At 56.0% G+C, this 19,448-nt stretch carries 28 protein-coding genes and 1 tRNA gene; 7 read left to right on the forward strand and 22 right to left on the reverse strand.

Annotated features, from left to right (window positions below):
- Positions 1-3: 3 nt before the first annotated feature.
- From QRN60_RS09795 to QRN60_RS09825, 7 genes are read right to left on the reverse strand one after another with little or no spacing between them, the layout of a single operon-like run.
- Complete coding sequence (locus QRN60_RS09795) at positions 4-519, reverse strand: hypothetical protein (RefSeq protein WP_284765374.1); 516 nt, start codon at positions 517-519, stop codon at positions 4-6.
- Positions 520-531: 12 nt separating this feature from the next.
- Positions 532-1,545: a phage major capsid protein gene (locus QRN60_RS09800; RefSeq protein ID WP_284765375.1), complete on the reverse strand. Its 1,014-nt coding sequence runs from the start codon at positions 1,543-1,545 to the stop codon at positions 532-534.
- Between the two features lie 19 nt (positions 1,546-1,564).
- Positions 1,565-2,764, reverse strand: a complete 1,200-nt coding sequence (locus QRN60_RS09805) for a hypothetical protein (protein ID WP_284765376.1) — start codon at positions 2,762-2,764, stop codon at positions 1,565-1,567.
- Positions 2,765-2,788: 24 nt separating this feature from the next.
- Entirely contained in the window at positions 2,789-3,133 is a 345-nt protein-coding gene (locus QRN60_RS09810; protein WP_284765378.1) for a hypothetical protein, read from the reverse strand.
- Positions 3,130-5,367: a coiled-coil domain-containing protein gene (locus QRN60_RS09815; protein ID WP_284765379.1), complete on the reverse strand. Its 2,238-nt coding sequence runs from the start codon at positions 5,365-5,367 to the stop codon at positions 3,130-3,132. The genes QRN60_RS09810 and QRN60_RS09815 overlap by 4 nt, the downstream gene beginning before the upstream one ends.
- Positions 5,367-6,881, reverse strand: coding sequence for a terminase large subunit domain-containing protein (locus QRN60_RS09820; RefSeq protein WP_350225261.1), 1,515 nt, complete (start codon positions 6,879-6,881; stop codon positions 5,367-5,369). The genes QRN60_RS09815 and QRN60_RS09820 overlap by 1 nt, the downstream gene beginning before the upstream one ends.
- Positions 6,865-7,323, reverse strand: a complete 459-nt coding sequence (locus QRN60_RS09825) for a DNA-packaging protein (RefSeq protein ID WP_284765380.1) — start codon at positions 7,321-7,323, stop codon at positions 6,865-6,867. The genes QRN60_RS09820 and QRN60_RS09825 overlap by 17 nt, the downstream gene beginning before the upstream one ends.
- A 150-nt stretch (positions 7,324-7,473) precedes the next feature.
- Between QRN60_RS09825 and QRN60_RS09830 the strand changes: the two genes are divergently transcribed.
- From QRN60_RS09830 to QRN60_RS09840, 3 genes are all read left to right on the forward strand, one after another.
- Complete coding sequence (locus QRN60_RS09830) at positions 7,474-7,680, forward strand: hypothetical protein (protein WP_243015498.1); 207 nt, start codon at positions 7,474-7,476, stop codon at positions 7,678-7,680.
- 53 nt (positions 7,681-7,733) lie between these two features.
- Positions 7,734-7,877 (forward strand): hypothetical protein, encoded by a 144-nt coding sequence (locus tag QRN60_RS09835; protein ID WP_284765382.1) that lies wholly within the window; start codon positions 7,734-7,736, stop codon positions 7,875-7,877.
- A 184-nt stretch (positions 7,878-8,061) separates the two neighbouring features.
- Entirely contained in the window at positions 8,062-8,364 is a 303-nt protein-coding gene (locus tag QRN60_RS09840; RefSeq protein ID WP_284765384.1) for a hypothetical protein, read from the forward strand.
- 730 nt (positions 8,365-9,094) lie between these two features.
- Here QRN60_RS09840 and QRN60_RS09845 read toward each other — a convergent pair.
- The 8 genes from QRN60_RS09845 to QRN60_RS09880 form a co-directional block, all read right to left on the reverse strand.
- Positions 9,095-9,754, reverse strand: coding sequence for a transcription termination/antitermination NusG family protein (locus QRN60_RS09845; RefSeq protein ID WP_284765385.1), 660 nt, complete (start codon positions 9,752-9,754; stop codon positions 9,095-9,097).
- A 9-nt stretch (positions 9,755-9,763) separates the two neighbouring features.
- Positions 9,764-10,051, reverse strand: coding sequence for a hypothetical protein (locus QRN60_RS09850; RefSeq protein WP_284765387.1), 288 nt, complete (start codon positions 10,049-10,051; stop codon positions 9,764-9,766).
- 256 nt (positions 10,052-10,307) lie between these two features.
- Positions 10,308-10,898 (reverse strand): ribonuclease H family protein, encoded by a 591-nt coding sequence (locus QRN60_RS09855; RefSeq protein ID WP_284765388.1) that lies wholly within the window; start codon positions 10,896-10,898, stop codon positions 10,308-10,310.
- Positions 10,891-11,022 carry a hypothetical protein gene (locus QRN60_RS09860; protein ID WP_284765389.1) on the reverse strand — a complete coding sequence of 44 codons (132 nt, stop codon included), beginning with the start codon at positions 11,020-11,022 and terminating at the stop codon, positions 10,891-10,893. Before QRN60_RS09860 ends, QRN60_RS09855 begins: the two co-directional genes overlap by 8 nt.
- The gene (locus QRN60_RS09865) at positions 11,022-11,204 is read right to left on the reverse strand and encodes a hypothetical protein (protein ID WP_112635595.1); all 183 of its coding nucleotides are present in this window, start codon (positions 11,202-11,204) and stop codon (positions 11,022-11,024) included. The genes QRN60_RS09860 and QRN60_RS09865 overlap by 1 nt, the downstream gene beginning before the upstream one ends.
- A complete protein-coding gene (locus QRN60_RS09870; RefSeq protein WP_284765391.1) occupies positions 11,201-12,022 on the reverse strand; it encodes a hypothetical protein in 822 nt (273 codons plus the stop codon). Before QRN60_RS09870 ends, QRN60_RS09865 begins: the two co-directional genes overlap by 4 nt.
- Before the next feature lie 160 nt (positions 12,023-12,182).
- Entirely contained in the window at positions 12,183-12,626 is a 444-nt protein-coding gene (locus QRN60_RS09875) for a winged helix domain-containing protein (protein ID WP_284765392.1), read from the reverse strand.
- Positions 12,623-12,805 carry a helix-turn-helix transcriptional regulator gene (locus QRN60_RS09880; protein ID WP_092731537.1) on the reverse strand — a complete coding sequence of 61 codons (183 nt, stop codon included), beginning with the start codon at positions 12,803-12,805 and terminating at the stop codon, positions 12,623-12,625. Before QRN60_RS09880 ends, QRN60_RS09875 begins: the two co-directional genes overlap by 4 nt.
- Positions 12,806-12,978: 173 nt before the next feature.
- Here QRN60_RS09880 and QRN60_RS09885 point away from each other — a divergent pair, with 173 nt between their 5' ends.
- On the forward strand, positions 12,979-13,485 hold the full coding sequence (locus tag QRN60_RS09885; protein ID WP_284765393.1) for a hypothetical protein: 507 nt from the start codon (positions 12,979-12,981) through the stop codon (positions 13,483-13,485).
- Between the two features lie 4 nt (positions 13,486-13,489).
- On the opposite strand, the gene QRN60_RS09890 is transcribed toward QRN60_RS09885, so the two are convergent.
- The 5 genes from QRN60_RS09890 to QRN60_RS09910 all read right to left on the reverse strand — a co-directional run bounded on the left by QRN60_RS09890 (position 13,490) and on the right by QRN60_RS09910 (position 15,360).
- Positions 13,490-13,915 carry a hypothetical protein gene (locus QRN60_RS09890; protein WP_284765394.1) on the reverse strand — a complete coding sequence of 142 codons (426 nt, stop codon included), beginning with the start codon at positions 13,913-13,915 and terminating at the stop codon, positions 13,490-13,492.
- 4 nt (positions 13,916-13,919) lie between these two features.
- Positions 13,920-14,108 carry a hypothetical protein gene (locus QRN60_RS09895; RefSeq protein WP_284765395.1) on the reverse strand — a complete coding sequence of 63 codons (189 nt, stop codon included), beginning with the start codon at positions 14,106-14,108 and terminating at the stop codon, positions 13,920-13,922.
- On the reverse strand, positions 14,105-14,320 hold the full coding sequence (locus QRN60_RS09900; protein ID WP_284765396.1) for a hypothetical protein: 216 nt from the start codon (positions 14,318-14,320) through the stop codon (positions 14,105-14,107). Before QRN60_RS09900 ends, QRN60_RS09895 begins: the two co-directional genes overlap by 4 nt.
- Positions 14,317-15,111, reverse strand: a complete 795-nt coding sequence (locus QRN60_RS09905; protein ID WP_284765398.1) for a hypothetical protein — start codon at positions 15,109-15,111, stop codon at positions 14,317-14,319. Before QRN60_RS09905 ends, QRN60_RS09900 begins: the two co-directional genes overlap by 4 nt.
- Positions 15,112-15,201: 90 nt before the next feature.
- Positions 15,202-15,360, reverse strand: a complete 159-nt coding sequence (locus QRN60_RS09910) for an Arc family DNA-binding protein (RefSeq protein ID WP_209689580.1) — start codon at positions 15,358-15,360, stop codon at positions 15,202-15,204.
- A 110-nt stretch (positions 15,361-15,470) separates the two neighbouring features.
- Here QRN60_RS09910 and QRN60_RS09915 point away from each other — a divergent pair, with 110 nt between their 5' ends.
- A complete protein-coding gene (locus QRN60_RS09915) occupies positions 15,471-15,806 on the forward strand; it encodes an Arc family DNA-binding protein (RefSeq protein WP_209689582.1) in 336 nt (111 codons plus the stop codon).
- A gap of 23 nt (positions 15,807-15,829) precedes the next feature.
- On the opposite strand, the gene QRN60_RS09920 is transcribed toward QRN60_RS09915, so the two are convergent.
- Positions 15,830-16,423 (reverse strand): hypothetical protein, encoded by a 594-nt coding sequence (locus QRN60_RS09920; RefSeq protein ID WP_209689584.1) that lies wholly within the window; start codon positions 16,421-16,423, stop codon positions 15,830-15,832.
- A gap of 134 nt (positions 16,424-16,557) precedes the next feature.
- Between QRN60_RS09920 and QRN60_RS09925 the strand changes: the two genes are divergently transcribed.
- A complete protein-coding gene (locus tag QRN60_RS09925; RefSeq protein WP_350225263.1) occupies positions 16,558-16,998 on the forward strand; it encodes a thermonuclease family protein in 441 nt (146 codons plus the stop codon).
- Positions 16,999-17,418: 420 nt separating this feature from the next.
- On the opposite strand, the gene QRN60_RS09930 is transcribed toward QRN60_RS09925, so the two are convergent.
- Positions 17,419-17,494, reverse strand: a tRNA-Thr gene (locus QRN60_RS09930).
- Between the two features lie 212 nt (positions 17,495-17,706).
- Here QRN60_RS09930 and QRN60_RS09935 point away from each other — a divergent pair.
- Positions 17,707-19,446, forward strand: coding sequence for a GGDEF domain-containing protein (locus QRN60_RS09935; protein ID WP_111792349.1), 1,740 nt, complete (start codon positions 17,707-17,709; stop codon positions 19,444-19,446).
- Positions 19,447-19,448 lie beyond the last annotated feature (2 nt).

The following is a 19,448-nucleotide window of genomic DNA, read 5'->3' on the forward strand; positions in this document are numbered from 1 at the left end:
ACGTTAGTCAGCCAGACCGTCGTTGACGAACGGACGGCTGATTTCGAATTCAGCCAGACCAGCGGCGGGGGTGCCGATTGCAGAGGCGCCCTTGGCACCCTGCACGCGGTCACCGGCAACAACAGTATCGTCGACGGAACCGGCCGTGGCCGTCGCGTAAACGTTGGCGTCGTCGACAAAGCCAGCCAGAACGCGGCCGATCGCCTTCCCCTGAATCTGGTACCAGCCAAATTCATTCGCGACGGTGGCCGCCATGGCGACGGCAACGGGACCGATATCGTTCGCGGCGAGCAGTTTCGTCGAGAAGTCGTCGGCGTTGTAAACCACCCACGAGCCGAGCTGCGTGTTTGCAACGCCCTTCAGGTAGATGAATTCGCCCGTGCCGTAATCCGGATCCTGTGCGGTGGCGATATCGCCAATCCACGGGCCGGGGGTCGATCGACCGGCCGCCGAAGAGGCCGGAAGATGGGAGTTGATCGGAGGATGCCCGATGTTCACATTGTGAAAAACGTAAGCCATGTCGGTTTCTCCTTACGCGGCCGGGTTGCTGTCGAAGAGCTTCCACTGGAACAGCGGGTTCGTCATGGTGAGCTCGCCCATGAAGCCGATGTACTGGACAACGGCGTCCTGGTTGATCGGCATCATCGCGCGGCCGATCTTGTTGAAATTGCGCTCCGGGTGGTAACGGACGCGCAGGTTCGTCGTGTCGAGGCCATAGGTGGTGTTCGCCGGCATGTTGGAGCCGATGCCACCTTCCTGCACGATTTCAGCGGAGCGACCGGCGCCGTAGTATTTCAGCGTCTGGAAGCCGAGCTTGCCAAGGCTCGTTTCGTCATTGATGCGCTGAATGGCGATGGTGGCCGCGTCGTAGGCAGCATAATGCTCGGGCGACATCAACAGCAAGTCAGCGGACTGCTTGTTGCGCGAGCGCTGCGTCATGATGCGGTTCAGCATCGGGCGGATCGTCACCGAATTCACCTGCGTACCGATATCGGGAGCGAAGGAGTTGGCATCGAACGCCGAAGTGCGCCAGATCGCATTCGTGCGGTCGATACCGCCATAAATGCCGGAACTGGTCACCGTCGGAACCGCAAGCTGCAGACCGCCAAGCTCCTTGCCGCCGAAACGCGTTCCGTTGCCGTGGAGCGAAAGGTCGACTTCGTCTTCCAGTTCGCTTTCAGCCGCGGAAATGTGCGCTTCCATCACGTCCATAAGCTGGTTTTCGCCTTCGTTGTTCAGAATCTCCTCATTGGAGAGCGTGACAGCGACGGCAACCATTTTGGGCGTCCATTCGGCATCATTGAACAGTTCGGCCGGAACGGGGTTCAGGAAGTCGTAGCCGTTATACCAGACGGCAGAGCCGGTCTTGGCATACAACAGGCGCTCGCGGATGCGTGGGCCGGAGTAAGGCTTGAAGTTGTCCTTGCGTTTCAGGACGGCAAGCAGCGCCTTCGAGTTGGAGACGAGGTCCTGGTAGCCTTGGGAGCGATCCTCAAGGGCCAGAGACAAAATCTCCTGGTTCTTTTCAACAGATGTCAGGGCCATGTGCCCCTCCTTTTAATTGTCAGCCTGCCTGGGCGAATGCGCGCTTGAGGCTGTCTTTGACCGAGGAAGAGGCCTCACGTCGGTTCGGGTCTGAGCCGGCCGAGGGAGCGCCAGTGATGGATTTCTCGCCCTTGCGGGTCTGAGCCGCGAGAGCTTCTTTCTCGGCGTCTGAGGCCGATGCTGCTGCGATGGCGTCTGAGGCCTGTGCAGTGGCAGGTTTTGCATTCGGATCGGGGTTGAGACGATCCGCAAGCTGATATGCTGCCTTGAGACGATCGATGGGCGGAAGGTCTGGATCGACCTTGTCGCTTTTCAGGAAGAAGGCGATATCGCCCATCAGATCGTAAAACCGTTCATTTCCGGGCTGAGCCGCAAAAGCCTGAACCTCGTTTGAGGCTGCTGTGGTCTTCTGCTCATGAAAGCCAGTCGCGACACCGGAAATCTGCTGTTTCAGGTCTGCGAGCTCGCGGCGCAACTCGCTAATCACGCCTTCCTGCTGAACCTGGACATCCTCTGCCTTCTGGCCGGAAATATGAGCGGCGAGCGCGCGCATGTTGATGCCAAAGTGATTGCAGATATGCTGAAATCCTTCGACCGGGTTGCGCGCAAAAGCCTGTTCGATGTCCACGACCTTTTGCAGCGATACCTTCAAATCGTGACCGTTACTGCGTGCAATCTCGTCGAACTCGCGGATCGGCTCATACCGGTCATGAGAGGATTTGTATTTCGTAATCCCCTCTTCCATTTCGCGCTGAACGCGATGGACGGCAGCCTGCACCGATTCCGGCACCTTCTCCCAGTCGGCCGTCGCGGCCACGTCGGACGAAAACCGCTTGGGAGCCTCATAGCGCGGCTTCTGCGTCTGGGGCTGCTGCTGGCCGTTCTCGGCCGTCGTTTCGGCCTTCTGCTGCGCCGTGTCCACCTTTGCGTCGGTCTTCACCGGCTGCTTTTCGACTTGCTTGTCGTTTTTCTGCTCGGCCTTCGGGTCGCTGCGAACAGGCTTGGCTGCTTCCGCCTTCTCCTGATCGTCGAGCTTCTTGCGAGCGTTGGCGATGGCCTCACGCGCCGATGGTTTCGGCTGATCCTTCGTTTCCTGCTTGTCGGCAGGCTGGGAGGCAGGATCGGTGCGAACCGGGTTCGGGGTCTGAACGACCTGTTCAGAGGATGCAGAAGAGGGTTCAGCGGCTGCAGGTGCAGCGCCAGCATCAATTTCCGACATGATTATCTCCGTCTGAGGGAATGCTTACTGTTTGGAGGTGCGCTCGCCTCGATTGAAGCGAGCGGTGGCTTTCTCGATCGATGTCCGAATGGCCTTGCGATCGGGTTTCGGCTTCTTGCGTGGGCGCAATCTCGCTGGATCGTTGCCCACCTCGATGACGCCGGCAGCCTTGTAGGTTGCTCGAAGCGCCGACTTGCTGCTGTAATACTTGCCATCCAGCATGGACTGTACCGGCTCGATGGTGTCCGAAATGAAACTCGGCACCGGCAACGCATCAGATGCGCCTTGCGGCGGTGCAGACAGGCATTCCAGGGGCCATTCATCGACATTGTGCCAGTTGCGGCATTTGCGGCAGAAACGCTCTGTCATGCTGTCACCTCAACAACGGCACCGGCACCGGCCATGGCAGCATCGATCGCCGCCTTGTCGGATTGCGCCACGATTTGGCCGCCCAGCTTTTCGATTTCCAGTTCCTTCATGCGGATATCAAGCTGACCCAAATCCATGTCCTGCTTGTGTTTCTGCGCCTTCTGGGCCGCATCCAACTGGATAGCCTTCACCTTCTCGCCCGCCTCAAACTCGCGCATCTTTGCCTCGTGATCGGCAAGCTGCCCCTTGATCTGGGTATCTCGGGCAAAAGCGTCCTGTTTCCGCTTCTCGTCCATCTGCTTCGACTGGGCTTCAGCTTGCGCAGCGGCCTGAGCGGCTTCCGCTGCCTGATTACCCTGTACCGGCTGCGATGCCAGTTGCTTCATCTGTTCGGCAAACTCGTCGATAACACCATCGAGTTGACGACCGGCGCGGAACTGGCTGGCGACAAAGCGCAATGTCTCCGCCATCAGCGGTGCGATCTGCGGAACTTGCTGCACAGCCGGGACTGCCTGGGCAAGGATGCTACCAACGGCAGTGGTGAATTCCGTGGCCCGCTGCTTCTGAGCATTCTCATCAGGCGTGACGGTCGAATCCGTCTCGATATCGAGGACAAAGGGCCTCACACGCTGTTCGCGCAGGAGCTCCATCACCTTCTCAATCGTCACCGTCTCGTTGAGTTCGTTAATCTGGCCTGTAAGCTGCTGGATCTGGCCGTTGAACTGCTGCAGCACCTGTTGCGCAATTTCGGGCTTCTGCTGGGCCTGCGCCTGTATCTCCGGATCAGACTGCGCTTCCTTGATTTGCGCCTGAATGGCCTTGATCTGCTTTTCGAGTTCCGAAACCTGCTTCTTGATGTGCGCATCGGTGGCAATATCAAGCTGCGACATTTCCAAAAGGGTCTTCTTCTGGAAGTTCTCGGCCATGATCTCGCACATGATACGGGTCAGGTCGCGCGCAACACGCACCATCTCGTCCTGCCGGTCTCTGATACGAACAGAACCGTACTGGCTCTTCATCTCCTGGGCGCCAAGCGTCTCGTTTGCATTTGTAGAGCCGCGCATGATGTCCGACAGGCCCGTGATTTCGTACACGTCTTGGATCAACTGGCGCCGGAGGTTCACCAGCTGCACGATAACCGTGCCGATAACTTCCAGCGGCAGCCAGATAATCGGGTTCGATCCCAGTTCGCCAAATGCGGCCCAATTCGACACCGGCACAAGGATAGACCGGTTCTCGACATTCTTCAGCGCGGCCTCGATAGCATCGCCAATGTCGGACGCGCCCGCAGGATAGAAGCCCTTGACCTTGACCGATTCCGCCAGCGCCGAAATGCGCGCCGTGATCTCGTTGATTTCCTCAATCTGGTCCTTGTACTGGACGTAATCCGGCACGGGGATCATGCTGTTGCGCTGCGTGGTACCGTATGCGGGCTTCGGGCATGGGAAGAAGCCGTCAAGCGTCAGATGGGGCTCGTCATCGTCGAGCAACACATCGACGCCTTCCGTCACCCACACAACGCGGTTTGCGGACTTGATCCAGATTTCCCAGACGCCCGCCTTCTGCCGGCCGTCGCTGTTCTGGCGCTCATCCTTGCGAACCGCGAAATCGGCGTCCTGATAGGCGTTGCCGGAGGTCTTGTAGAACCTCTTGCGCATTTCCGACTTTGTCAGCCATGCACGGCGAGCAACCCAGTCCGTTTCCTTCCAGCTTCTGGCCGGATCATGGGCAAAGTCCTTGCGGTTCACATGGTCAATGCAAACCCGCTCGTTAAACTTTCCGTTCTTCGTCTTGGTCTCGTACCGCACCCACGGCGCACCGCGGGCAAGGATGGTCAGATCATCGCGCACCATGCGCATGACGCCGTCGATATCCTCGATCTCGAAACCGACGATGGCGCAGCGCTCAAGCAGTTCCGACGCCATGCGCGGAATAGGCTTCCGGTCACCACGGAAGCGCGGGATAACGACCGGCACCGGCGGGCGCGAATAGATCGACGGACCGAGAACCTGAATATTCGCCCAGAATATCGAGAATTCACGATCACGCCCGGCACTGGCAAGACGCTCCAGATCGGCATAGCGCTTCTCGATATTGTCCGACTTGTCCGAATAGCTCTGAAACCCAGCTTTCCGGTAATCGGCAATCATCTTCAGGAACGGCGCGGACTTCTTCAGCTTCTTGTTGGGGTCGAACTCGTCATCGTCGACGCTGGTGTCGATTTGATCAGCCATCAGACTGCAATCCTCGTTCTTCCTGTTTCGCTGGGCGGCATCGGCAATGGTGCGCCACGTTTCTGCTTGTTTTGCTGCTCATCGGTCGGCAGCGCCTTAAGCCAAGGGCGAGACATGCAAGCGTAACGAACCTCGTCGGCCGCATGGTCTTCCATGTCTGAGTTCAAATCCTCTGGCCGGTTCTCGTCGTGCATCAGCGCCGGAATCGTCCGGATTGCGTGAATGCAGGTTTCGAAGAAATAGAGCATCGGCCGGCCGTCGTCGTCGCCATCGAGGCGGGACCGCAACTGATCCCAACCACCCATAGCGCCGCGACCGGCAACGCGCTTGTTATCAGCGCGCCTGAACGTGCTGCCGTTCTTTCCCGTTGTACCCTGCATCATGCGTTCTGCGATCGACGGGCCGCCATCCTGGCTGAACGCAGCGGGATCGAGAACGCCGTATTTGATTTCGTCGCCACCGTCTCTCAATCGAACCTGAGCGCCGACAGCTTCCGCCGTCATCTTCACGCCCTTGTTCGGGATGTATCGGCCCTCCGCATCGGTCGCGATACCGTACCATTCCCTGTACCGGATCATTGCGCCGCGCGGGATAAGGACACCAGATGACGCGAGATAAGGCTCTGTCGCCACGGCATACCATCCGAACGAAAACGGCTTTGCGCTGCCCCAGTCGCCCGCCCTGAACCGCAACCAGTCCTTCGGGATCGGGAACGGCTTGATGACATGCCTGTCCTTGCGGAAATTGTCGAAGAACGCGCCGTCGACGATATCCCAATCACCGTAGCGCATTGCCCTGACCAGTGCGTCCGAACCGAGACCGTGCAAGCGAGCCTCGTATCCGGGGTCGCTCGATGCCATGCTCGGGTTATCTTCCAGCCGTGCCGGAATATACTGGCGAAGCATGCCGCCTTCCGACTTCGGCGTGAAATACGCCTGCATCGGTCGAACACCATCAATGAAGGTCGTCTTGACGAACTGGTGTCCGATACCGCCGGGGTTGGCGCCGCATACGATGCGCGGGAATTTGCCCCTGTAGGCTTCTGGTAACTTGATGCCCACCATACGAACGCGATTGCGCAGGAAACGGTAAATCGTGTCTGTGAAGTGCGTCAGTTCGTCGATCAGCAGCACATGGATTTCAGCGCCCTGATATTTGAACCGGTCTTTCTCGTCCTTGCAGTGGCAGAGATAAATCTTGCTGCCATTCCAGAAGCGGATTTCATCTTCGACGATTTCGCAGAAGCCGCATTCCACCCAGCCGGCCAGCATCGAGCGAAAGCCATTCGGGCCTTCTACGTGGTTTTTCACCAGATCGTCACGGATACGGCGAAAGAGATAAACCTGCAACCCGGGGATTGCCGCGCACCACAGAATGGCGGCAATGCGCATAAGATGGCTCTTTCCGCCGCCGGCAGCACCGCCATACAGAATTTCCGTTGCGATGCTCTCTAGAGCCGTCATCTGTTTAGGATGAAGGCTGAAGTCTAGCTCGTCGTCAGCTTGATTTGCCATTGATGGTAATCTTTGGCGTTAACAGCAGCTTGCCGTTCAGATCAACGTCGCTCTTGTCGCGAAGACCGAGTTCACGGGCGATGATGTTCGAATTCAACAGGTCCGCAGCGGCACCCTCAAGCTTCTGCGAATAGATGATATCCTCAACTCGCGATGCGATATGGGAAAAATCTTGCTTCGCTTTGTAATCGTCCCATGTGGTCCGGTCGATATCGAGGAAGATGCAGAGGGCAGTAATGGTCATTGCCCGCATTTTTGGGAAGGTCTCTTTCGTGACCACACCCTGGAATGCAAAGCCCTTCGTCTCGTACAGCGGGTTTTTCTCTACCCATTCGAAATACTCGGTGCATGCAGTCCATAGATCATCCGGAGTGGCGAATATGGGCCTGCGGCCGTGGCTGCTGCGAACCTTCCAGAACTGATTGCCTTTTGGTGCGGACATAGTTTCCTGTTCCCGTCTGAGGGGGCGCAAAAGAAAACCCGGCCTTGCTGACCGGGTTGTCGAAATACTTACTGTTGAATCTTCTTGCCAATACACGGCAAGTTTGTTTTCTTTTGAGTGAATTCAATCAGAGGCGTGTTGGAGGCTGACATGAAGACATGGCAGGCATTTTTGATTTCAGCATCACTTATTACCGGCGGATTGCTTGCTTCGGCGAGGCCAGGTCTTACCGATGTCGCCGGCTGGGTAACCGTTTCAGGACTTGGCGGCTTCTTCTACAATCCTCAAACGAAAGAAATGATTTGGTGCGAGGTTAAAGGCGCTAGAGGAAACTGCGGTCGTGTTACTGGGTTCTAACAAGCATGCGGTACATTCTTGAGTACCAGCATGGCAAACCTTGGGAGGTTGAAATGGGTGAGACAGAACATCAAAAGTATTTACGCGAGCAGAAAGAAGCTACCGAGCGCGCGGAGGCTGAAGCTGCTCGCATAAGGGCTGAGGAAGATGCGCGTGAAGCTGATCAACAGCGGATACGCAACAATCAAACCAACTGACTTGTAGGGTGGCAGACTCCATTTTGGAGAGCCGCGCTTACGTTCGGCTCCCGCTCCTGCCCGGTGGTGATCATGGAATGGGTTAAAGCAGGCTGCCTGTGGCGTCCTCTACTGCCCGGGGGCGCTTGCGCGATAACGCGCGCCATGCCATCCCGATTCCATCGACGAAATCTGGGGACACGCAATGAAGCTCTTTCTTGCTACAATTACTCTCACAGCGTTCTGCGCATCTACAACTCTCGCCCAGACCCGCGAAGAAACACTTGGTGTGATTGCTGATGCGACCGTGACGCTAAACGAAGTCAATCACGCAATGAACGCTTCAGAAAACGCATCAGTCGCTGCCGTCCTTTTCAAGGACGCGCTCAAACGCGTATCCGATCTCCAAGATCAGCTCAAAGACAACCCGTATTTTCGGCTGTCGTCCTTCAGCGTGAATGTACCTTGGGGTATCTCCGTTGAATTCACACCTGTTGCGGAGAAGTAAGATAGAATGACCGCAGAGGGAACAAACTCGGCCTTCCAGTGACATTCGCACCGTGCCAGGGTGAAGCGAATCTAGACGTGGATGAACTCATTCGGCACTCGATGTAGGCGCGCGAGCTCAATTAATTGCCCACTTTAGTCCGATAAGACTCGACACCTTGGTGCGCCCGTGCTCCTTTTTCAGTGCTGAACCAGCATGGGAGAAGCGCATGGAAAATGGATTATATAGCGTAAGATTTGCCGCGAAGGGAGCCGCCGGCGCTGGCGTGGTAGTTTTACAGGACGGCCAACTCAGAGGAGGCGATTCCGGGTCATATTATCGGGGCACTTACTCCGCCGAAGATGGGTCGTTCTCAGCGAACATAGCGATCAGGACGCATACGATGACTTCCAGTTTAGGCTTTGTGTTCGGGGAAGATGGCACCGATATGACCCTTGTCGGAACATCTAGCGAGACGACGGCGGAGGTGGAGGGCACCTCCGCAAAATTTCCCGGCGTTGTGTTTAATTGCCGCCTTGAGCGGATAGCTGACTGATTAGACGATCAATCGGTTCTGAGATGGCGGCGGTCCCGAAAGCCACGTGGTCGCCGCTGATCTTCGCGTTTGCACTGTCTGATTCTCTGGAAGGGAATTTAGGGTGCATTTCCCCTATCGCGCGGGTCGGATATTCCCGCAAAGGGCCGTCGAATTGATCATCTTCCATAGGAAGGTCCGACTGCAACACCCAAATCACGCTGCTGAAGTTAATGGATTTGCTGGATTTTTGCAAGATTCCACATCTGCCTTATCCAGCTTTTCCAATTCCTCCAAAATAGACGCGCAACGTTCCTTCGCCTTTGGCGTCAGACTGTTCATCGCCGCGGCGGCCATCATCCTGATTGAAACTTTCTTGCGGCGACCCTTCGGAAAGATTGAACCGAGTTGCCGGCCGAGAATTGCCCTTCTTTCTTTTCGCACTTCAGCCTCCCCGTTCCGCCTCATCGCCGCATGTTGGTCTCGTGCTTCCAAATCGGCAAGGTAAAGCTCAAGCATTGCGTCGTTCGAAAAGGACGCCAAGCTATGGCGCCCTCCGCCACGCAGGAAATAGCTTACTGTATTGAGATCCCGCACAGCGCCAAAGCCCTTGTCCTCAATCTTCACGAAGGCATAACCCACCATGAGCGGGAAACGCTTCTCAACAAGCTTGTTGGAGCGCTGGTGGCGGACGACCGTCCAAAACGAAGGCATGAAAACCGTTATACCGTTGTTGCGGCATTCCCGTTCCAGCAGTGTTTCCCCGAGGCGATGATCAGGCGCGTTTGCCGCTGCCTTTGCCATACGCTGTCCACCAGGGACAATGCGGATTGCATACCAGGTATCGTTAGAATTCTTCGTCGCGCTGATATCCATGTTTCGCCCTTATCTTTCGCTCGCCCGACGCTTGATCAACTGCCTACGCTCGGGGGTCAGCCTTACAAACGCCGGCCGCCAATTTATTGGCTTACCTCTGCTTCGCTCTGGCGGATCGATACAAAACCAAATTCCTGAGGCATCTAGAAAAAACTGTCGATCCTCCGCACCGTAGTGGCCCATCATGTCGTCAAAGAGTAAGTCACAAATCGTTCCGTCGGGCATGGCTTCGCTCATGGGCCGCCATGGATTCTCGCGGTCGTGGGCTTCGCGTAGCTGCCGCTCCTTGATGGTCATTGGCATGCCCCCGGCGGATCAATAAGAATGCTCCGCTTGTAGCGGGGGTTCGACACCTCCCCCTCAAGATGTACCACCTGCTTAGCCCGCCGCACGTCGCACGCTTCTACGCGGCAAAGTGATGCTGTGTCTTTAGCCGCACGCTCTGAGGCGAACAATGCATCAGCCCAAGCGACTTCGCTTCCACGCTCTTTGACGACTATCGCGAACCCCCATCGGGAACATCTTCCCAGTTTATCGGGAGCACTGAATTTCATCACATCACCTCCATAATCTGACGGTAGCGCTCATCGAGTTCGGCCCCGGCATGATATTTGCTCTCTCGCATGGCAGCTTGCCTGCCTTGCTCAGCAAGCTCATCGGCCCTTTCGTTCCCCACGACCCCGCTATGACCCTTGACCCACCGGATCGAAATGTTGCCGGCTCCGCTTGAAAGGGCCTCGTCAATCGCCTTCCAGAGTTCCACGTTCATCACGACGCGGTTCTTCGGCTGGGCATTCTCTCCCGCCCGCATCCAGCCTTTAGCCTTCCACCCTGGCATCCACTCGGTCGAACCTTTGACGCAATACTGGCTATCGCTCCAAATCGTCGCGGCGGGATTGCCGGGGAGTGCTTTCGCCTTCTCGATCGCGTTCAGAAGCCCGACAAGCTCCATCTGGTTGTTCGTGGTTTCGGGATCGCCGCCGCAGGCCGTGGCAATCTCTGCCCCGCCCTCGTAGACCACAACGCCCCACCCGCCAGCACCGGGGTTAGGAATTGCCGCGCCGTCACAGAAGACATGGAAGCCGACCGAGAAACGCGACGGGCTGAAATCCTTGCTGCCCTTCTTGCGGAGATACCTAGCCATTGCCGCCGCCCTCCCTAAAGATGATCGACAGGATTACGAACGGCACGATGACATACGCGGTTAGCGGCGCTATCGCCGCAAAGCTGGCAATCGAGAACGGGACAGAGAGAAGGTGATTATACATCAGGCCACGCTCCGCTCTCTCTTGAACGTCGGCGTGATCACCTGCCCCTCGATCTGGGGAGGCATCCGCCCGTCAAGCATATCCCGAACAAGGGCCTCAACTTTCCGCTCAAAGCGCCACCGGCTATCAATCACGGTGGACGGCCGATTTTCGGCCCACACAAACAAGTCGAGTTGCGTCATGCCGCGACCTCCTGCCGAGGGCCAAGGATGTTATTCGCCATGCGTGGGGTCAGGACGCCGCCGCTCAACATGCTTTTCAGCCGGCTCCGCAATACCAACGGTACATCCCGCCCATCGCAGATTGCGTCCATCATCAATTCCGCTTCTGCATCATCCGAAGGGATCGGCAGCGGGGTGTTTTCTTCGTCGGTTTTCAGCCCATAGGAGGACGGTTTGAACGAAGAATAGTGGCTATAAAGGTTATCTCTCTCTTCATAGCTATAAGACTCTGCGTAATTATCTACGTAATTACCCTCAATTTCTGAGGGGCTGTCCCCGCAATTTCTGAAGGGCTCAGAGCCTTTAAGCACCTCAATTTCTGAGGGGGACAAGTGGCCCTCATTTTCTGAGGGGGACACATTGAGGCCGCGACGTTTGAGCCTGTAATACTCTTTCTTTTCCGCGTCGAGGCGTCGGAGTGTCTCGCGCTTTATCGTCTGATGATCGAGAACGATATTTTCACGCGCATTTACGATCCTGTACAGCGTGGCGCCATCGTTTGTCTTCCCTACCTCAACGAAGTAGCCAAGCTGTTCAAGCTTGCGGCGTTTCTGAATAATCGTATTTTCCGAGAGACCAGTGTCCACCTGAAGATCGATAATTGATCGATACGGGGTATCGGTCAGCACGTTCATAAAATCGAGATAGGAGCGCACAATCTGAAGGAATGAGCCACCCGCGAGAGGATCGGCGCTAACCGTATTCTCAAGAGTGAACTTCCATGTAGCAACGCTGCTTTCTGTCTTTTTCTCTACTGGCTTGACTTTCTTTGCCCTCAACCGAAAGCCCTCCGGTTCTGACGGTATTGTGCAGCCAGTGTGCAAGCCTGCGCAGCTTCAACAGCCGTGATCCCAAACTTCTGCCACAACAGGTGGATTACCTGCTGCGTCGGCTCGTTCTGTTCGCTAAGCCACATGGCGGCGCGTTCTATCGGTGAGGTCATGCTGCGGCCCTCCCCGCATCAGCGACGATTGCGACATTGCTTCTGTTGAAATACCGAGCATGATGGCCAGGCCAATCGCCGCCATGGGGCTCGTATCGCGTTTCGATTGCAAAGCCGTAGCTTCGCAACTTAAAGATGTAGTGGGACAATCTTGGTCCCACGTTCTCCAGTGAGGAAACGCCAGCGGCACCAGCTGCTATGAGGCGTTCCATTGTCCACCGCTCGCGACCGCGAAGTGTGACCGGAAAGCCTACCGGCTCATTATTGTCATCGAGAATCTGGACTCGAATTGTCTGCTGTGCTTTACCTAAAGCTGTCATCAGCGTTCCTCGCTGTTGATGTTTGGGATGGACGCGGGAAACCGCGATTTCACTTCCGGCAGCGGGGGTTTGGTCGCCAAACTGTGGCCCCTGCTGCCATCCGTTGTTGAGGCAACTCATGCGGCCCCCTTTGCCCGGTCTCTTTCCCAGGCTTCGATTTCCTCCCGCTTAAAAAGACGACGCCTACCGAACGCGACCGGCTGAGGAAATTTCTTATTCTCGTCTCTAATCCATCTGTGCAGAGACATGGGAGTGATGTGGTACCGCTCCGTTAGTTCAGAGGCTGTCATGTATTCCATTTCGGCCGCTCTCCTTTCAAGGCTTGAAGTCCTATGTCACTCAAGGTTATAGCATATTCATCAATGTTCTAAAAAACGGAAATGCCAGTTTTACAACTTATTCATAGTTATCCCCCGCAATCCACAGCAGAACATTCGAGAAAAACAAGCTCAACAAAAGGATTATTTTCCTGATGCCTCGCGACAACAAGTCAAACCGGTTCCAATTGCTTGTGACGGACGCGGAACAAGACGCTATCGAACAGTGGTCTGCAGAAGCGGGCATAACTTCGAAGTCTGAAGCGATCCGCCAGTTGATAAACATCGGCCTGAATGCTTCGGCGCAGAAAGACCAGATCGAGGAGCAAAGCCATCGGCTGCTCAACTTACGGCGCCGCGCTGCACGGGAGATTGCGGGGTACAAGGCGAGAATAGATGCCCTCCCCGAGCCCGATAGGCCGGCGATGCAAGCCAGAGCCTTAAAGGTGTTTGCCGAGCTACTGGCCGATATCTCTGCCGCGTCGTCGGATCTTACGGTAAGAGCCGTCCGCGCTATCGCCCAAGTTACGGCCTTACGACGCGTTGCTGAACTACAGGATACGTTGATTGCCCTCGAAGAGGCCGACGCGGATAACCTGGAGGAAATCCGCGCAAGGCTTGCGGGCATCAAGGCTTTGTCAGACAGGGAGCCGCCGCGGTAAAGCATCATGCGGCCGCCGTCGTTCTGGCGATCTGCAAGAAGATGGCATGAACTGTGCTTTCATCTTCATAGAAATAGCACTTGCAATCATCCAGCCGCTCATGAACCCATCGCGTGAGCGTCAGAACGTCATTGAAGCCCGAAAGATGGTAGGCAAATATTGCTGCCTCCATGCGCTCGACGACGGTTTTTGAATCTTCGCACCGCTGCTTTTGCGCAAGAAACTCGTCTGTTGGCTGCCCCGCCATACAAAGGCCAGATGGGTCAAGATCATAGAGTATATCCCGTACGGCGCTGTCAGCCTCATAAGCCCGTGTGTGAAGCTCTATGAGGTGTGAGAGCGTTACATGGTCGGCCGTATCAGCAAACGCTGTGAAGGTCGGCGTTGAGGCGGCAATAACTGCAGCCTTGATGAAGGTGCGCCGGTTCATTGGCTCACCTCCAAATTCCCAAAATCTCGAAGGCTGTATTGATTTCCCTGATTGCGGAATCGGCCAGAAGGTCGATGGCGCAGTAATCGTTGCCCTCGCCACCAAGGACAGTTTCAGCAACGCGCGTGATGGCGTGGAGATAGCTCTGGGCAGCACCCAGAGCATCATCAATCTTCGTGCGGGGATCGCTCATGGTGTCGCCCCCTTTGCCCTGCCATCTGCCTCCATCTTGTCTACGACGCCTTGCGACATGTCGCGGGCAATCCAGAGGAGGCTGTCAATGCGACGATCAACGGGACCGTCTTGCGCATCGAACTGAAGTTCGCAGATCACGTCCAGAAGGTCGTTCAGATTGCGGGCGGCGGAATCAAGGCAATCGTCTTTGCCGATAACGAACTTGGTCATGCTGCCGCTCCTTCCAGATAGGTTAGGACAGCGGCGATCATGCTTTTCACGCTCGGTTCAGTGTAATAGTCTTCGCTTTCCTTTTGGGCGAACTTCAGAGCCGCGATAGCTCCCTCACGAGAAGTGCAGGGCTGCTTCCAATTATCAAGCTCATCCATCGCTGCGCCGTAAGTGGATTGGCAGACAGCATTTTCGCCGCCCAGATCCGGCCATACTTCCTCTGGGATTGCCCGAAATGCCACGATGCCAGCGTAATACTGGTTGATGACGCTGATAATCGGATCGGCTTCATCTCCTCGCTCGTCGCGGGAAATGGTGCGGAACCAAAAACCCCGGATATCGCCAGCCGGAAAAACCATCGCCATGAACTGGCCGGTGGCCCAATGCGAGAGAGCTTCGGAAAGCTCGCGTGCCAGGCGCTCGACACGGTCAACCGGCAGTTCTTTTTCCTGATCTTCCAGGAAACTCAGCGCGGCGCGCGTCATCGAGGTAAGGCTGTCGGAGCAAGAGAACGCATCGCCTTCTTCAAGCGCGTGCTGAAGGGCGGCAATTGCACCTTCTCTTGTCCTGCAAGGCGTGTCCCAATCATTGAGAACCCGCATGGGCGGCCCATAGGTTTTTGCGATTACGGCTTCTTCGCCGCCGTGCTTCTGGTGATCAACGCTGGGAATGGCTTCAAAAGCCTTGTTTCCGTCACGGTAGGCCTGAACGGCCGCCAACACGGGGTCGGCGTCGTTGCTCAATGCCGTTGAATTTGCGAGCACAGTTGTGCTATTCCTATGATTGCTCATTGGACAATACCTTGTGTTTGTGAGTTACGATTTCCGCGCTACGAACGCGGCAGTCATTTCGAAACCGGCCTTTGGTTGAAGCTACGAACTTCAGTCTGAGGCCGTTTTCATTTCCGCCCGGTCCATCTTTTCCCGAATACAGCGTATGATCTCGCTATTCTGGGAGTTTCCGTTTCTGGACGCTTCTTTTTCAACGAAAGCTTTGATTTCGTCGGGTAGCCTGACCATTAGCTTCGTAAATGTAGCCATAAAAACCTCCTTATTAAGGTTAATATGTCACAGTGCTACCATGGCGGTCAATAGTATGATAGCACCGTGACACCATTTATTTTATGGCACAGTGATACTACGGAATGTGTATGGCGAAGAGCACCCTCACCGACGACCCTGTTCGAGAACAGGACAAGTTTATGTTACGCCTTCCGGAAGGGATGCGGGATAGGATTCGGGCAAAGGCCGAGCAAAACGGCCGCTCCATGAATGCGGAAATCGTTGCGCTATTGGAGCGAGAATACCCTGCGCCCACGGACGTTATGCATGTCCACCTTGCGAACATCCGTCGCGCTCTCGACCAGTACGAGCGCGAAACAGACCCACGGGCTAGGCTGCATCTCCAGCACATGGTCGAGGCCATGGTGACATCTGGACACAATTTGCAAATCGATTGGGATCCTGACGACGACTTGCCTTTTTAGTCCGTGAGCGAAGGGGAGCCGCGTCAGTCGAAATCGATCCACTCGATAGCCAGCTTGCCGCCGAGCGCTTTCGTTGCTTTTTCTAACTTAGCAATATTAGGGCGAAAAGAGCGCCATCCTTGGGTAGCAAAGTACTTCTTTGTCCCGCTTGCGTCGTCTAGATCATGCAATGTCCAGCCGATTTCTTCCGTTCGGGCGAGGATTTGGTCCATGACAGCATGCCCGGTCCTCTTGTATTTCCGCTTAGGTCGATTTAGCCGGTGTCTTTGAGCTGCATCATATATGGACTTGAGCGATTTTCCGGGAAAAGCTTCGATTAAATCAGCACGGCTTGAGCTCGACAAATATATACGTCGAAGCTTTGAGATTTCAGATGCCAACCACTTATTCTGCTTCTTTGATAGATCTAAAAGATAAGCCCTATGATGCAGAGCTTTTATCTCTCTGTGTGGGAGCAGTTTGCGTATGGTCGCATAGTCCGGATAGTGCCTTCTTAGAATTCCCTCTTCTTCAGCGGTCCATATCTTTTTCCCGTCGGGTGTAATTCCTTCGCTTTGGAATACGTCTCTCGTCCAAATGTTCTTTTGGAACACGCTTCGATCGAAAACAGCCACCATGGAAAATCTCCGCTTTTTTGCTAGGAGAAGAACCAAGATGTATCCGGCCAATGACAAAAACTGGCTTGTCCACATTATCCCCGAAATTTCCCAACCGAATTCACCGTGGGCAACCAACGGAAAATATCTGAGACATGAAAAATGCAATGATGAGTTTGATCCTGATGACCGGCGTTGGAATGTTTTACGCGAGCTCCCCAGCCTCAAGTCATGGCGTGCCTTGCGCCTCGCTGATCGTGATCGACGGCGACACTATCAAATGCGACGGCCAGAACATGCGGCTGCTAGGCGGCGGGGTGCCGTTCAACTCTGGCGTGGATGCGCCTGAGATGGGAAGCCGTGCGAAGTGCGACTATGAGCGGGATATGGCGCTGAAGGCAAAAGCCAGGCTGAAAGAACTGCTGCTGGCTGGCGTGCCTCGCATCGAGGACAGCGGCGCAAGGGACCGGACACAAAGCCGGCGGCCGCTGGTGAATGTCTATCTTCCCGATGGCAGGGAAGCGGGTCAGGTTCTTATGGGGGAAGGACTGGCGCGAGAATGGCGCCCAAAGCACCGCATTGATTGGTGCAATTGATCTACACCTCCCTTAAGGAGTACGCAGACTTCGGCGCGAACGCGTCAGAGTTCGACGGACCCGCTGGCAGTACGAGGCTGCTGGCGGGTTTCTTTTTGATACGAGGGGTTCTATGGAATTTATCGCCTTCTCCCCTGAAGAGATAGCAGAGAAATTTGCATGGTCTCCTCGACACGTTCGCAAGCTCGCGCGCGAAATAGGTGCGTGCAGAATATTGGGAAACCGAATGGTTTTGCTTGAAGAGGACGTTAAAGCAATCCTCGACGCAACGAAGCCTCAACCCACGTCGACAGCGCGCAGAGCGAAACGTTCGCAATACGATCAAGGGAGCCACAAGGCACAACAACGTTACCCGTTACCCCGAGCGTTACCCCGAGACGTTTCAGAAATCTGACTTGATGGCTAAATGCTTGAAAATACTGGTGCCCCCGACAAGGTTCGAACTCGTGACCCCCTGATTACAAATCAGGTGCTCTACCAACTGAGCTACAAGGGCAAGCCAGTGCCTTGCCAACTATCAGATTCTGACTTGGTGTAAAGCAAAAACTGTCGGCAGGCCGTCAGTCGGTTGCTTTTCCACACCGCGACGGCCCGCTTGTCCGCATGATCACTATTAAAGCAGAAGGCCCATAAAATAAGCGAAGTATTTACGCGGCGGAGATAGAATGGCCATGAACCATAACCATTCCAGCGAGAATAACGCATCAGATGCGCGCGAGCATACAGAAAATCCAGCTGACAGGCACGATCATCATTGCCGTAAGCTCCATCCTGCTGGCTACCCTTGCCGCGCTGCCCAGCGTCTCCAACTATCTGCGTTACCGGACGAATGCGCAGCAGCTTGGCCGCTTTGAAACCGCGCTCCAGTCCGCCTGGCTGGTTTCGGCAGAGCGCGGTCCTGCCAACAATCTGATGGCGTCGTCTGCCGTGGACGCAAGCCTGGTCGAAGCCCTCGCCGCGGCGCGCAAGGCGACGGACGACAAGTTGTCCCAGGTCGAGACCTCCTTCGCCGAGGAAATCAAAGCGCAACCCGGCTTGGCGAAATCGCTTGCCGAAACCCGCCAGAAGCTGGCGGATTCGCGAGAGGCGGTGGACGACGTTGCTGCCCTTTCGCCTGAAGCACGCAGCTACAGCGCCATGGCCAACGCCATTCAGTCGATGTTCAAGGCGGCGGACAGTGTCAACCTGCTTCGCGGCAGGGCTGCACGCGCCATCATAACAAAGACGCCTGATGTGGCGATCGACATCGCCATGACCGGCACGGCCGGCGTGATGCGCGACAGGATCGGCCGCCTCGGTTCCTATGTCATCATGAGCATGCAGGCAAACCGGCAGGACAGGTTAAGCTATCGCGCAAAGTTCGACACCGAGATGCAAAGCCTGATGCTGGTGAAGTCATCATTGTGGAACTATACCGCCGCCTATCTCTCGACCCCGCGTCTGGACACCGCATTTCGTGAGTTTGAGGCCTATTATTTCGGTCAGGCGCTTCGCTATGCGCAGAATACGATTGCCATCGTCGTGCCGTCTGCGCGCCCAAGCGTGCGTGAGTTTTCCGAAAGCTACATTCAGGGCATGCGGTCGTCGGACAAGCTGCGTGACCTCATTCTTGCCGAAACCCGGGCGAGAATCGAAAAGAAGAAGCAGGAAGCGCTCATCTATGGCGCAGCGTCTCTGTTAATCGCCTTCATTGCGGTTCTGGTCCTGCTTCGCCTCACATCGGTCTACAAGACAGCGCTGTTCCAGCCCATGCAGTCCGTCCGGACGCAGATCGCCGCGATAGCGGCAGGCGATCTTTCCGAGGCACACTATAAGGATGGCGTCGCTCCGGAAGTGAAGAAGATGTTCCAGGAACTTGATTTCCTGCGCGAACAGCTTCGCCAGAAAGGAGAAATGGAGGACCAGCAGCGAGCGCTGGCCGAGCAGCTGCGCAAGCTCTCCGAAACCGACGCCCTGACGGGCGTCTTCAATCGCCGCGCACTGGAAAAGGCCGTTCGCACCATCCTCAGCGGCAACGAGCAATGTCCGGCGCTGGGCGTGATGATTGTCGATATCGACCACTTCAAGTCGATCAACGACCGATACGGCCACGCCATGGGCGACCTCGCGCTGCAGAAAACGGCGAGCCTTTTGAAGGGCGCATTGCGCAAGGACGACATTCTTGCCCGATATGGCGGTGAGGAATTCGTCGTTGTGCTGCAGGATGTCAGCCACGCCACGGCGACGGCCACCGCCGACCGCCTTCGCCGCCTGATCGAGGCCCAGATCATCGATGAGCAGAGCGGCCTGTCCCTGACGGCAAGTTTCGGCGTGGTCTGGCAGGAAGCACGTGCGATCAACAGCTGGGACGAATTGATCGCCATTGCCGACGACCGGCTTTACGAGGCCAAGCGCGCGGGCCGCAACCGGGTCTGGGCAACCTATTTCCCCAAGATCGCGAACGGCTGAGC

It is taken from the genome of Agrobacterium sp. CFBP2214, from assembly GCF_030209895.1.
Classification (GTDB): Bacteria; Pseudomonadota; Alphaproteobacteria; order Rhizobiales; family Rhizobiaceae; genus Agrobacterium; species Agrobacterium radiobacter.

Excerpts from the sequence above, each read along its gene's own strand:
- QRN60_RS09795 (WP_284765374.1), bottom strand. The coding sequence starts at position 519 with ATGGCTTACGTTTTTCACAATGTGAACATCGGGCATCCTCCGATCAAC.
- QRN60_RS09800 (WP_284765375.1), bottom strand. The coding sequence starts at position 1,545 with ATGGCCCTGACATCTGTTGAAAAGAACCAGGAGATTTTGTCTCTGGCC.
- QRN60_RS09805 (WP_284765376.1), bottom strand. The coding sequence starts at position 2,764 with ATGTCGGAAATTGATGCTGGCGCTGCACCTGCAGCCGCTGAACCCTCT.
- QRN60_RS09810 (WP_284765378.1), bottom strand. The coding sequence starts at position 3,133 with ATGACAGAGCGTTTCTGCCGCAAATGCCGCAACTGGCACAATGTCGAT.
- QRN60_RS09815 (WP_284765379.1), bottom strand. The coding sequence starts at position 5,367 with ATGGCTGATCAAATCGACACCAGCGTCGACGATGACGAGTTCGACCCC.
- QRN60_RS09820 (WP_350225261.1), bottom strand. The coding sequence starts at position 6,881 with ATGGCAAATCAAGCTGACGACGAGCTAGACTTCAGCCTTCATCCTAAA.
- QRN60_RS09825 (WP_284765380.1), bottom strand. The coding sequence starts at position 7,323 with ATGTCCGCACCAAAAGGCAATCAGTTCTGGAAGGTTCGCAGCAGCCAC.
- QRN60_RS09830 (WP_243015498.1), top strand. The coding sequence starts at position 7,474 with ATGAAGACATGGCAGGCATTTTTGATTTCAGCATCACTTATTACCGGC.
- QRN60_RS09835 (WP_284765382.1), top strand. The coding sequence starts at position 7,734 with ATGGGTGAGACAGAACATCAAAAGTATTTACGCGAGCAGAAAGAAGCT.
- QRN60_RS09840 (WP_284765384.1), top strand. The coding sequence starts at position 8,062 with ATGAAGCTCTTTCTTGCTACAATTACTCTCACAGCGTTCTGCGCATCT.
- QRN60_RS09845 (WP_284765385.1), bottom strand. The coding sequence starts at position 9,754 with ATGGATATCAGCGCGACGAAGAATTCTAACGATACCTGGTATGCAATC.
- QRN60_RS09850 (WP_284765387.1), bottom strand. The coding sequence starts at position 10,051 with ATGACCATCAAGGAGCGGCAGCTACGCGAAGCCCACGACCGCGAGAAT.
- QRN60_RS09855 (WP_284765388.1), bottom strand. The coding sequence starts at position 10,898 with ATGGCTAGGTATCTCCGCAAGAAGGGCAGCAAGGATTTCAGCCCGTCG.
- QRN60_RS09860 (WP_284765389.1), bottom strand. The coding sequence starts at position 11,022 with ATGTATAATCACCTTCTCTCTGTCCCGTTCTCGATTGCCAGCTTTGCG.
- QRN60_RS09865 (WP_112635595.1), bottom strand. The coding sequence starts at position 11,204 with ATGACGCAACTCGACTTGTTTGTGTGGGCCGAAAATCGGCCGTCCACC.
- QRN60_RS09875 (WP_284765392.1), bottom strand. The coding sequence starts at position 12,626 with ATGAGTTGCCTCAACAACGGATGGCAGCAGGGGCCACAGTTTGGCGAC.
- QRN60_RS09880 (WP_092731537.1), bottom strand. The coding sequence starts at position 12,805 with ATGGAATACATGACAGCCTCTGAACTAACGGAGCGGTACCACATCACT.
- QRN60_RS09885 (WP_284765393.1), top strand. The coding sequence starts at position 12,979 with ATGCCTCGCGACAACAAGTCAAACCGGTTCCAATTGCTTGTGACGGAC.
- QRN60_RS09890 (WP_284765394.1), bottom strand. The coding sequence starts at position 13,915 with ATGAACCGGCGCACCTTCATCAAGGCTGCAGTTATTGCCGCCTCAACG.
- QRN60_RS09895 (WP_284765395.1), bottom strand. The coding sequence starts at position 14,108 with ATGAGCGATCCCCGCACGAAGATTGATGATGCTCTGGGTGCTGCCCAG.
- QRN60_RS09900 (WP_284765396.1), bottom strand. The coding sequence starts at position 14,320 with ATGACCAAGTTCGTTATCGGCAAAGACGATTGCCTTGATTCCGCCGCC.
- QRN60_RS09905 (WP_284765398.1), bottom strand. The coding sequence starts at position 15,111 with ATGAGCAATCATAGGAATAGCACAACTGTGCTCGCAAATTCAACGGCA.
- QRN60_RS09910 (WP_209689580.1), bottom strand. The coding sequence starts at position 15,360 with ATGGCTACATTTACGAAGCTAATGGTCAGGCTACCCGACGAAATCAAA.
- QRN60_RS09915 (WP_209689582.1), top strand. The coding sequence starts at position 15,471 with ATGGCGAAGAGCACCCTCACCGACGACCCTGTTCGAGAACAGGACAAG.
- QRN60_RS09920 (WP_209689584.1), bottom strand. The coding sequence starts at position 16,423 with ATGGTGGCTGTTTTCGATCGAAGCGTGTTCCAAAAGAACATTTGGACG.
- QRN60_RS09925 (WP_350225263.1), top strand. The coding sequence starts at position 16,558 with ATGAAAAATGCAATGATGAGTTTGATCCTGATGACCGGCGTTGGAATG.
- QRN60_RS09935 (WP_111792349.1), top strand. The coding sequence starts at position 17,707 with ATGCGCGCGAGCATACAGAAAATCCAGCTGACAGGCACGATCATCATT.